The 10,788-nt window shown below is 61.1% G+C and carries 11 protein-coding genes; 9 read left to right on the forward strand and 2 right to left on the reverse strand.

What is annotated here, in order from left to right:
- Nucleotides 1-443: LysR substrate-binding domain-containing protein (locus ACFC3J_RS20185; RefSeq protein WP_375197806.1), on the forward strand; the 443-nt coding region annotated here is incomplete at its 5' end.
- Between the two features lie 201 nt (nt 444-644).
- Here ACFC3J_RS20185 and ACFC3J_RS20190 read toward each other — a convergent pair.
- Nucleotides 645-1,229, reverse strand: a complete 585-nt coding sequence (locus ACFC3J_RS20190) for a TetR/AcrR family transcriptional regulator (RefSeq protein ID WP_375197807.1) — start codon at nt 1,227-1,229, stop codon at nt 645-647.
- Between the two features lie 192 nt (nt 1,230-1,421).
- Between ACFC3J_RS20190 and ACFC3J_RS20195 the strand changes: the two genes are divergently transcribed.
- From ACFC3J_RS20195 to ACFC3J_RS20205, 3 genes are all read left to right on the forward strand, one after another.
- The gene (locus ACFC3J_RS20195) at nt 1,422-1,565 is read left to right on the forward strand and encodes a hypothetical protein (protein ID WP_375197808.1); all 144 of its coding nucleotides are present in this window, start codon (nt 1,422-1,424) and stop codon (nt 1,563-1,565) included.
- 96 nt (nt 1,566-1,661) lie between these two features.
- Nucleotides 1,662-2,516 carry a VOC family protein gene (locus ACFC3J_RS20200; protein WP_375197809.1) on the forward strand — a complete coding sequence of 285 codons (855 nt, stop codon included), beginning with the start codon at nt 1,662-1,664 and terminating at the stop codon, nt 2,514-2,516.
- Nucleotides 2,517-2,542: 26 nt separating this feature from the next.
- Nucleotides 2,543-2,950: a putative quinol monooxygenase gene (locus ACFC3J_RS20205; protein ID WP_375197810.1), complete on the forward strand. Its 408-nt coding sequence runs from the start codon at nt 2,543-2,545 to the stop codon at nt 2,948-2,950.
- 690 nt (nt 2,951-3,640) lie between these two features.
- Here the strand turns inward: ACFC3J_RS20205 and ACFC3J_RS20210 are convergent.
- Nucleotides 3,641-4,576: a LysR family transcriptional regulator gene (locus tag ACFC3J_RS20210; RefSeq protein ID WP_375197811.1), complete on the reverse strand. Its 936-nt coding sequence runs from the start codon at nt 4,574-4,576 to the stop codon at nt 3,641-3,643.
- 227 nt (nt 4,577-4,803) lie between these two features.
- Here ACFC3J_RS20210 and ACFC3J_RS20215 point away from each other — a divergent pair, with 227 nt between their 5' ends.
- The 5 genes from ACFC3J_RS20215 to ACFC3J_RS20235 all read left to right on the forward strand — a co-directional run.
- Nucleotides 4,804-5,748: a Coq4 family protein gene (locus ACFC3J_RS20215; RefSeq protein WP_375197812.1), complete on the forward strand. Its 945-nt coding sequence runs from the start codon at nt 4,804-4,806 to the stop codon at nt 5,746-5,748.
- A 167-nt stretch (nt 5,749-5,915) separates the two neighbouring features.
- Entirely contained in the window at nt 5,916-8,291 is a 2,376-nt protein-coding gene (locus tag ACFC3J_RS20220) for a TonB-dependent receptor (RefSeq protein WP_375197813.1), read from the forward strand.
- Nucleotides 8,292-8,327: 36 nt separating this feature from the next.
- Nucleotides 8,328-9,557, forward strand: coding sequence for an MFS transporter (locus ACFC3J_RS20225; RefSeq protein ID WP_375197814.1), 1,230 nt, complete (start codon nt 8,328-8,330; stop codon nt 9,555-9,557).
- Nucleotides 9,558-9,598: 41 nt separating this feature from the next.
- Nucleotides 9,599-10,033 carry a VOC family protein gene (locus ACFC3J_RS20230; protein WP_375197815.1) on the forward strand — a complete coding sequence of 145 codons (435 nt, stop codon included), beginning with the start codon at nt 9,599-9,601 and terminating at the stop codon, nt 10,031-10,033.
- 13 nt (nt 10,034-10,046) lie between these two features.
- Nucleotides 10,047-10,788: NAD(P)H-dependent flavin oxidoreductase (locus tag ACFC3J_RS20235; protein WP_375197816.1), on the forward strand; the 742-nt coding region annotated here is incomplete at its 3' end.

The raw sequence follows: 10,788 nt of genomic DNA on the forward strand, positions 1-10,788 counted from the left end.
TGATGGACGAGGGCCTCGAGTGCGTCGTGCGTGCCGGCCATCCGGACATTGGCGAGGTGATCACTCGCGAGCAGTTCGAAGGCATGCGTCATGTCAACGTGGTCCCGCCGGGGCGGATGCGCGCCGGGCTGTTCCAGGCGCTGGCGCAGCAGAACCTGAAAAGAGATGTAGCGCTGTCGGTCACCAACTTCTTCGCTGTCGCCGAGATGATCGCGGTGACCGATTACGTCGCGACGTTGCCGCGACTGATCTGCCGGCGGCTGGCGAATGATCCGCGGCTGCGCATCCTGCCCGCGCCGGTCGATCTCGGCAGCTTTCCCGTAGAGATTGCCTGGCATGTCCGCTATCGTCACGACCCGGCACACCTCTGGTTGCGGTCACTGGTTGGAAGGGTGATCGGCGAGCTTGCCTCAGCGGGTTCGACCACAGTAAAGCTCCCGTGACACGCGATTGCACGCGCTGACGGCACGGCAGCATCACCGGGGTCATGGTATCCGACGCTTATGCGCCACGCCATGGAACAAGCCTGGCATGTTCGGCGCTGGAGGCAGGTGCCGGGCCGCGTTCAAACGTTCCTTTCGGCAAGCCGCGAAAAACAGCCGGACGTCTGCAAAAGCGACGCAGAACCGGCGATAGTTTGCGCCCTAGGCTTCCAGTCCTTCCAACATGATGGCAAGTGATGCGGCAGCGATCGGTTCGTCGAGCAGGCCGTCGATCATGAGCAGCACCAGCCCGTGCAGCTGCGCCCAGGCCGCGTTGGCCTGGGCGCGAGCGTCGCGCTCACGCAGCCAGCCCGCGCGCTGGCCGCCGACGAAGAGATCGATGAGCACCTGCAGCGCCGCGTCGGCGCGTTGCTTGAGCCGGGGATTGGCGGAAATCCTTGCCTCGTTGCTGAAGGTCAGCCGGTAAAGGTTGGGGTTGGCGGTGCCGAACTGCACATAGGCCGCCGACATCTCGAGATACGCGACCCGCAGCGACTCTGGCTCCGCGGGCCGTGCCGCGATCAGTGCCTCGCGCAGCCGCTCGAACCCGACCAGCGCCAGTTCAGCGAGCAGGTCGGCCTTGTCGGAGAAGTGCTTGTAAGCCGCAGTATGGCTGACCCCAGCGCGCCGCGCGACCTCGCGCAGGGTGAACTGCCAGCCATCGTCCCGGCTCAGCATCTCCAGCGCAGTGTCGAGCAGGGCCCGGCGCAAATCTCCATGATGATAGCGTTTCGGTTCGTCGTTCATGCCGCCGAAGTTACCAGCAGAAACTTATGTTGACAACGGTAACTTTGACGCGTAGATCGACTCAAAGTTACCAATGGTTACATTCCGAAAGGAGCTTGAGATGACCGTTGCTGAAAGCGTTCGCGAAGCCGCCGTTACGGCCGGCAGTCCCTATCTGAGCGGCGTACACGCGATCCGGGCGTCGCGCGCTTCATGCCGGCTGCCCGGCAGCCCTGGGGCGTGCAGGCCTTCGCGGGCCAGGTCTCCAGCCAGGGCTGGAAGATCAAGCCGAGCTGGACGCTGATCCCGACCGAGGATCGCGTCATCCCCCCGGCCTCGCTCACACCAGCCCGCTGACCTGACCGGCAGCAACACCGAACTCCCCGGCCGCGGCAGTTGCCACGGTCGGAGGGACCCTTGCGCCCAAAATCGGCGCATCAACCAAGAAGGAGAATGACCGTGCAAGATCGTAAACCACCGGCATCAGGCATTGCGCGCCGCGACATGCTGCTAACCGCTGGCGCCGCTTTGGTGACCGGCACCGCTGTCGCAGCCCCGGCATTTGCCGCCGGCCCCTCCGGCAGTCTCACGGCTGCAGCACATGACAGCGGCCCGCTCGGCGCCCGGCTGCAGGGGGTCCAACATTTCGGGCTGACTGTGCAGGATATGGAACGCGCCTATGAGTTCTACACGCAGGTTCTTGGCGGGACCGAGGTGTTTCGTCACGGCGACTTCCAGGGCGATCCTGTCCAGAACACGCTGCTTGCGGACCAGGAAATCCGTGCGGGCGAGTTGAACGTTGATCCGCAAACGATCGGCGTGCCCGATCTGCGCAGCGGCGACCAGCGGCTCGATGTGCGCTTCATTCAGTTCGACAATGTTGTGATCGAGCTGCTGCAATACCGTAATGCGAGCGAGCCGATGGGTGGCCCGAACAGCTTCGCGCCGCCGCTCGCCAATATGAGCCCGGCATTTCCACGCATGATGCACATCTGTTTCCATGTCCGCGACGATGTCGACTTCAACAAGTTCATCGCCGATCTCGAAGCCGAATCCGCTCGCCGCGGCATGACCCAGGTGCGGGCGAACCGCATCGTCCGGGTTCGCACCGAGGCCGAGCGCAAGTCTGCACCGCAGAGCACCAACACCAACAAGGTGACCGAAGCGCCTTCGGATGGCTGGGAGCTCATCTATTGCAAGGGCCCGGAGGGCGAGCAGCTCGAATTCGTGAAAGCGCTCGGCCCCGTGAAGCGCCGGTTCGCCGACACGCTCGCCAAGCGTCAGCGCTTGCTCGGCGATGCCCGCTGATCGCAACCAGACAAAGGAGAAGTTCGATGTTGACCAGATTGATCCCGCTCGTCGCCGTGCTCACGGCCGCGGGTCCCCTCGCGACGCCAGTCGCCGCCCGGGAAGCGGCAGGCGTCGCTTATGCCGACATTCCCGCTGGCGCCTATTCGATCGTCGCCCAGGTTCGCGCCAGGCCCGGCAAGGAAGACGAGTTGCGCGAAGCGACCCTGCCGCTGATCCCATTGGTGCGAGGCGACCCCAAGAACCTCGTCTATTTCTTGCAGGAAGACCGGGCCAGACCGGGCCACTTCATCTTCTATGAGGTGTTCGCCAGCCTGGAAGACTTCGAGGCGCACAACGCCATGCCCTACGTCAAGGACTGGTTCGCCAAACTTCCGGCGCTGGCTGAAGGCGGCGTCGAGGTGATGCGAATGGAAGTGATTGGCGATCGCTGAAATGTCTGGTTCGGTCGGGAAGATGCGCGCTCCCGACCGCGACCGGAGGCGACACTGGACGCCATAACGGGCTACTTCTGGTTTTGGTCCAAGCTAGCGGTTCGGTACCATGAAGCACGACATCCTGTGACCGTCCTAAGCCCTCACCAATGCGGTGGTTGTTCCAGGTCAAAGTTGGAAGGCTGATACGTCGGCGGCGGGTGGCAACGGGCCCGCGTAAACGGTGATGGCAGAAGAGCTTGCGCTCGAAAGGCCGCTACGGGGACTCGTCCTATGGGCTTGAACGACCGAAGTTGGAGCGCAAAGCGGACACGGCGCTTCTGAGTTGGGAAGTCTTTTGTCCCGCTTGCGTCGGTCCAAAGCTGACCGAGCGGAAAGTCCCATTCACGGCTATCGTCAGCGTTTCGCGCTGGTGGCGCGACCCTGCACTATTTCGCTTCGTTTCCCTGAGCCGCCCTTGCCGGGCGTCTCGGCCCATTCCGATCTTCTCGGCAATGGAGGTGATCGCCGCCCGGCGCGACGGCGGGTCGCGTTCGTGCTTCAGCACCATGCGGACCGGGCGCCCTCGAACCGCAGGTGCAAATTGCTCATCGTGAACCCTTCCTCTCAGGAGTTGGGGCCTCCGACAATCCTGGGGCGGTTCAGATCTGAGAATCGAAAATCAGCCTCTGAACGATCACTTTGGGTCGCTCAGTTGGGCCGCTTCGCTAGCTCATCCAGACAGATTGCATCATCTTTTTCCTTGGTTCTGCAATGCGCGAGGAATGTGTCCATCACGAGGCTTTCTACCTGCGGGCGCCAAGCTGCGACGAGATTTGTCCGGAACTTCATATCGGCGAGCGGGCGCAGGACAATGCCAGCCGGATGAGGACGCTCCAACAGCGAGCTGCTGGCTACACTCAAACCCATCCCGGCAGCGACAAGGCCAAGGCGCACCTCTTCCATCTCGATCTCCTGACTGACCGTCAAGGTCGCCCCGGCGGCATGGAAGGCGTTGACGAGGGTCGTGTGATACGACGGATCAATGCGTCGGGGGAAAAGCAGGAACTCTTCGCCATTGATGTCGTCTGGGGTCAGCAGTTCCTTCTGCGTCAGGGGATGGGAGTTCGGCAGGACCACCATGGGCTGAAATTCCCTGAGGATGATGGACCGGCAATGGTCATCGTCCGGCACCGGCCGATACATTAGTCCGATATCAAGATCCCCGCTCGACAGCCGGTCCAACACCGCCGTTGAATGCGAGTATATAGGCATTTCCGTGGACAGCGACGGGAACGCCGCGGACATATCCCGAAATGCCCGGGTAATAAATTCCATCTGTCCCACACGTGACACCAATCCAATCCTGATCGTCCGCGGAATCATATTGGCGGAAGCCTCTACTGCCGAGCGCGCCTGCTCGACGTCAGCAATGATGCGCCGGGCATGGGCGAGGAGCACTTCGCCACTCGGACGTAGCCTAAGGCCGCGAGGCAGTCTGTCGAACAGCGGCACCCCCAATTCCTGCTCCAGTTCCGCGATCCGCCGTGAAAGGGCGGATTGCGCGACGTGCAGGCGTTCCGCGCCCTTGCGCAAATTGCGTTCGGTCGCCACCGCTTCGAAATAACGTAGTTTGCGGAAATCCATCGCGGAAAGCCTCGCTGACATGCGGGCATGTGCGTCAGGATGACGCGCGCCTCTCCAAACCATTTTCCGGGCAGTCTACACGAAGGAAGTCGTCGCGCTACATAAATGAACGGTTTGATACTGCTCCCGGGTGTTGCCGATTTGCGAACGGTCCCGTTGGCAAAACGGTATTGGACAAGGCTGCGTGCACGAGCCCATCTTCCTGCATCACAACAAACAGGAGAGTAATGGCGATGGATGACGCCAATGCAGGCGCAGGAACCGCGCTCGACACGTACAAACGTTATATGAATGACGGTTACAAGAAGCCGCTGGGCTTCACTAGCCTGCCGCTCAGCACGTCACCCTATCTGAATGATCCGATCCTGGTTGAACATGTGGCCCGGCAAACGCTTCGCCGCAACGGCACGGACCTGCCGCCGACCTGGAACTATCCGGTCATGGCCGCCGCCGTCGAAGCGGCGCAGGATCAGGAGCGGATCAATTTCCTGTTCGTCGAGGCTCGCCGCAGCTGGCCCGAACTCGATCAATGGTTATCCGAACGCTATCTTTCCCGATGGAAGAAGGCCGACCTGGCGGAATGCGCTCCGGGCACGCTCGGCCACACGGTATTCGAACATTTCGATGAATATGGCCTGGAAAATGTGATGAGCAGCACCGCTTTTCCGTGCGACAATGACTTCCAGTATTTTCATCGCCGCCGGACAGAAATTCATGACTTCATGCATGTCCTTAGCGGAGCTGGTTTTGACTATATCGGCGAATTTCTCGTGAATATGGTAAACTATGGCTCGTTCTACAAGTATTTTGATCCGGAACTGGCCAAAGAAACTCTTGTAAAAAATTCGATCAACACTTTTCCGCATCTGTGTAGAGCATCTATTCATTACCCGATGGGTTTTCCCTATATTTGGGATCATATGACGCGTGGTGTGGAGATTGGTCGTCAGTCCGGCCCGTGGTTCCTGAAGCGCATCGAAGATTATATTCACTACCCGCTCGATGAAGCGCGGGAGGCGCTGGAAATCCGGGGGGCGGTGGACCCCGATCTGGCCGAGACGCGCAGGCAATCGGATCATATCATGGAAGGCGGTCAGACCAAGATGCAGGAAACCGCCCTGGCCCGGAAGAAGATGATGGGCGAGCAGATTCCGCCGGTTGCGGCCGAATAACCTTGCGGAGCGCGCCGGAAAGGCGCGTTCCAGCCAGCGGCGTCCGCACGGCGCCGACAATGGACATCATGAAATCGGCATGGATGCCGATGATCGAACAGCCGCGTCATGACGGCTGGTGCAGAGATATGTGCGGGACATACCCGCTCCAGGGGAGGAGTGTAATCATGCCATTTTGGAAAGCGGGACTGGCGTCCCTGTCCTGCGCGACCAGCCTGACGGCGGTCATGGCCTTGCCGGCGCACGGCCAGCCTGCGGGCGGAACGACCGCAGGCGAACTGGAAGACATTGTCGTCACCGCCAACCGCCGTGCGGAACCGTTGCAAGATGTGCCGGTCACGGTGTCCGTGCTGACATCCGATGCGCTGCGCCGGGAAAACATTACTTCCAATCAGGATTTGGCCGGCAAGGTTCCCTCGCTCGTCGTGGGGCAGTCGTCCGGGCAGAGGAACACCCAGAGCTTCAACCTGCGCGGGCAGGGATCGACTTATGGTGGCGGCCCCGGCGTAGCAGCCTATTTCGCGGAAGTGCCATTGCCCCAGGCGAGCGACACCGTGGCGCAGCTTGGCACCGATACCTTGTTCTTCGATCTTCAAAATGTGCAGGTCCTCAAGGGGCCGCAGGGCACCTTGTTCGGCCGAAACACGACGGGCGGCGCGGTATTGCTGGAGCCCAAGCGGCCGGAAAATGCCCTTGGCGGCTATCTCCAGCTGCAGGCGGGCAATTATTCCGACCGTGAGGTTGAAGCAGCCGTCAACCTGCCGTTGCAGGATGACAGGCTGATGTTGCGGGTAGCCGGGCGGTTCGTCGACCGCGATGGCTACACCCGCGATGTCGTCACGGGCAAGGATTATGACGACCGGCATTATTGGGCGTTGCGCAGTGCGCTCACCTGGCGTCCAACCGACGACATTCAAAACTACCTCATGTTCACGGCCTTCCGATCGAGCACGAACGGCACGGGCAACGTCATCCAGGATTTCAATCTGCAGAAGGATGCGGCGGGCAATTATGTCAGCTCCGTCGCACGCTATTATGGCGAACCGCTGTTGCGGCAGGTGTTGGCGGAACAGCAGGCCAGAAGTCCCCGCAGGGTCCAGCTTAACGGCGATCCCTATGACAAGCGCAGCATGTGGATGCTGACCGATATATTGGAGGTTTCGCTTTCGCCGGAACTGAAGCTGCGCAATGTTGCGAGCTACGCCCGCTTCAAGACCAGTACCGATGCGGATCTGGACGGATCGCGGCTCGATGCCTTGCAAACCAGTTCGGGCAATGACAATTCGACCAATGCCCGCCAGTGGACGGAAGAATTTCAACTCCAGGGATCGGCCAGCGGCGACCAAATAACCTATGTCGCGGGGGTCTATCATGAGGATGTGAAGCCGCTTGGCACGGAATTTCGCGGCAATCTGGTTCCCCGCATGGGCAATCTGAACAACATCATCCAGGGCAGCACGCGTCAGTCGACCGGCGTCTATGCGCAAACCGCTATCGGCCTTGGAATATTGACGCCCGCGCTGGAGCCGCTGCGGCTGACCATGGGCGGCCGTTATACGTGGGATCGCCGCGACGACTTCTACAAATGGACGGTCAACGGGCGCTGCCTTCTCAGTATCGCCACTTTGCCAGAATGCCTGGTCTCGGCCAAGACCCGCAACAGCGCCCCAACCTGGACCATTGGCCTCGACTATCATGTCAGCCGCGATGTCCTGGCCTTCGTTAAGGCCAGCCGCGGATACAAGGGCGGTGGTTTCAACTTCAACGGCACCAACCCCATCGCGCTGACTTTCGGCCCTGAAGAGGTTACGACCTATGAAGCGGGCCTCAAGACCCAGTTCAGGCTTGGCGGCATGCCGGTGCGCCTGAATTCGGCCGCCTATTATTCGGATTATCGCGATATCCAGCGGGTTGGTCCGACCACGCTGGTGCGTCCGGACGGCGGCATCTCGACCGGATCAGCAACCGTGAATGCGGGCAAGGCCCATATTCAGGGGTTGGAGGTGGAAGGTTCCATCTCCCCCGTTTCCGGTCTCGTGCTGGCCGGCAGCTATTCCTATACCGACGCGAAATATGACGATTTCAAATTCTATTATCTCCAGAGCGGCATCATTGTCGCGGATGACCGCAGCTCGGTTCCTTTTCAGTTCGCGCCCAAAAATCAATTTTCGCTGTCGGCGAGCTACACAGTTGATCTTGGCAAGACGGGCACAATCATTCCATCGGTCAGCTTTGCTCATGTCGATCGCTACTATACGCAGATAACAATCCCTGTCGGTCAACCCGGCGGTACGGAACCCTATGGCTGGTTGCCGGCGAGCAACCTGCTGAACATGCGGCTGGACTGGCGGGATATTGGCGGCACGCCGGTCGATCTCGCGATTTTTGCCACCAATGTCGCCAACAAGGCCTTCCCTGTGCAGTTGCAGAGCAACATCGGCAAGAATGGCGGCAGCTGGGGGCAGGGCTTTGCGCGCTATCTGTACAGCGAGCCACGCATGTATGGCGTGCAATTGCGCCTGCGCTTCGGTTCGGAGCGGTAGGCCATCGAGACGGATGTGGATCTGGGAGAGCGTGGCATGACGAAGACCTGTTCCATGGTTGGCGGGGCCGGATGGCCGGTTATCAGCCTCCTGCTCTTCGCTACGCTTCCGGCCACACTCGTCACGGGCGCCTTTTCCCCCGGTCTGCCCGTGCTTGCGGACGAGCTTGGCGGCGGCCCCAAGGGGCAAGCTCTTGCTCAACTCGTCATGGGCGCGCCCAGCACGGCCATGCTGGTGGGCGCGCCCCTTTTTGGCTGGCTTGCGGATCGCGCCGGGGCTCGCCTGGTCCTGGTGATCTGCGCCGCAATCACGACGGTAGCGGGCTTGGCGTGCCTCGCGGTTTCCGACTTTGAGCCGCTTCTGGTCCTGCGGTGCCTGATCGGTCTCGGCGTATCGGGCCTTGTCCCGGTTTCGGGGGCTATGATCGGGGAATATTTCGACGGGCATGATCGCAGTAAGTTGATCGGCCTGCGCCAGGGGCTGATGAGCATTACCACCAAGCTTGTGGTGGTCATTTCGGGCTTGCTGGTGCATGCCTATGGCTGGTCGGCGCCCTTTGTCCTCTATGGCATCGGCGTTGGCGTGATCATGCTGGCGCTGTTCGTGCCCACACCGCCCCGTAGCGAAAGGCTAACGGAAAGGGGAGCGGACGATGGCTATACCCCCCTGCTGCAACCCTGGTTTATCGCCTGCGCAATCGGCAACATCCTGCTGGCTGTATTCATCTACAATCTGCTGATCCAGGTGCCGTTCCTGTTACGCGCCAAGGGTTATCCCGATCCACGTACCTTCGCCTCCCTGTATTTTTTGCCCGGCTTCATTTCCGTCCTGTTTTCCTTTGCCTTTATCGCCCTGCGCAAAAGGATCGCGCCGTTGCCGCTGCTGGGTGGCGCGCTGTTTGTGTTCGCGGTGGGAACGGCAGTTGAAGGTGCGGCAGGGTCATTGTTGATGCTCGGCGTCGGTGTCATGATATCGGCCGCGCCGGTTGCTTTGCTGGAACCCTCGCTCGTCGCCTATGTGCTGGATCGTATTCCGCCGGCCACACGCGCCAGGGCCATGGGCATATTGTTCGCCACTCTGCATCTCGGTCCGCTGCTTAACCCGCTCGTCATGTGGCCGCTGACCAGGCTGATGGGCATTGAAAGCGCCTTCTTCGTCCTTGCCGGGCTCGCCCTGACGGGCGGCGCTTTCCTGCTTGGCCGATCTTATCTGCCGGTCAGCAGACAGCGTCCGGTGGCCGGTCCGGTGGGACAGCACCAGCCATGAGGCGGCAGGATCATACAGGATATTCATCGCAAAGGGATCTCATGGAACAGCGTCTTAGCACCATTGCGTTGCGGGTGACTGGCATTGCTCGGGCCGAGCGTTTCTATTCGGCTATGGGATGGCAGAAATCACGGCTGAGCCGGGACGATGCCCTTTTGTTCAACGCCAACGGAATCGTGCTGAACATCGTGCGGCGTCGCGTATCTGGCAGGGTTGCCCCCGTCACCGCAACTCCGGAAGAACAGCTGGCCGAGGCGGCGGTGATACTCGTCTATGTCGTCCGGCCGGAGGAGGATGTGACTTCCATCCTCCAACTGGCGGAAGCGAGCGGCGGCATCATCTTGAAGGCGGCGGAGGGCCATCCGGGAAAGCCCGAGTCCGGTTATTTCAGTGATCCTGACGGCCATATCTGGGAAGTGGCGCGGACCACGCGGACACAGGTGGGAGCCGACGGCAGCTTCCAGCTGGCAAATTAGAGCGCAGCGAAAGATGAACATGCAGACGAGAATCACCGATTTGACCGGGACCCGCTATCCGATCGTTCAGGGCGGGATGCAGTGGGTTGGCCGCGCGGAACTGGCGAGTGCTGTTTCGAACGCGGGTGGTTTGGGAATATTGACGGCGCTGACGCAACCGACCCCCGATGCGCTGCAGGAAGAGATTGCGCGTTGCCGGGCGATGACGACCAAGCCCTTTGGCGTGAACCTGACGATCCTGCCGACCACCACGCCGCCGCCCTATGCCGAATATGCGGACGTAATCGTCGGAAGCGGCGTGAAGGTGGTGGAGACGGCGGGACGCAGCCCGGCCGGATTCATCGCGCGATTTAAGGCCGCGGGGGTGAAGATCATCCATAAATGCACTTCGGTGCGCCATGCGCTGTCGGCCGAGCGGGCTGGCGTAGATGCCATAAGTATCGACGGGTTTGAAGCGGCTGGTCATCCGGGCGAGGATGATGTGCCGGGGCTAGTCCTGATCCCGGCGGCTGCGCGGGCGCTGAAGATACCGGTGCTAGCGTCGGGTGGTTTTGCCGACGGACGCGGCATGGCCGCCGCATTGATGCTGGGGGCCGAAGGCGTCAACATGGGCACCCGCTTCATGCTGACAAAGGAAGCGCCGATCCACCCAGCCATCAAGAATGCCATCTCGGCTGGCAGCGAGCGGGACACCAAACTCATTTTCCGTGCCTTCCGCAATACCGGCCGCGTGTTCCGCAATGCGGTATCGGAGG

This window comes from Sphingobium sp. (assembly GCF_041987595.1).
GTDB lineage: Bacteria > Pseudomonadota > Alphaproteobacteria > Sphingomonadales > Sphingomonadaceae > Sphingobium.

Coding starts and splice junctions, on each gene's coding strand:
- ACFC3J_RS20190 (WP_375197807.1), bottom strand. CDS start 1,229: ATGAACGACGAACCGAAACGCTATCATCATGGAGATTTGCGCCGGGCC.
- ACFC3J_RS20215 (WP_375197812.1), top strand. CDS start 4,804: ATGGCGATGGATGACGCCAATGCAGGCGCAGGAACCGCGCTCGACACG.
- ACFC3J_RS20210 (WP_375197811.1), bottom strand. CDS start 4,576: ATGGATTTCCGCAAACTACGTTATTTCGAAGCGGTGGCGACCGAACGC.
- ACFC3J_RS20205 (WP_375197810.1), top strand. CDS start 2,543: ATGTTGACCAGATTGATCCCGCTCGTCGCCGTGCTCACGGCCGCGGGT.
- ACFC3J_RS20225 (WP_375197814.1), top strand. CDS start 8,328: ATGACGAAGACCTGTTCCATGGTTGGCGGGGCCGGATGGCCGGTTATC.
- ACFC3J_RS20220 (WP_375197813.1), top strand. CDS start 5,916: ATGCCATTTTGGAAAGCGGGACTGGCGTCCCTGTCCTGCGCGACCAGC.
- ACFC3J_RS20200 (WP_375197809.1), top strand. CDS start 1,662: ATGACCGTGCAAGATCGTAAACCACCGGCATCAGGCATTGCGCGCCGC.
- ACFC3J_RS20230 (WP_375197815.1), top strand. CDS start 9,599: ATGGAACAGCGTCTTAGCACCATTGCGTTGCGGGTGACTGGCATTGCT.
- ACFC3J_RS20195 (WP_375197808.1), top strand. CDS start 1,422: ATGCCGGCTGCCCGGCAGCCCTGGGGCGTGCAGGCCTTCGCGGGCCAG.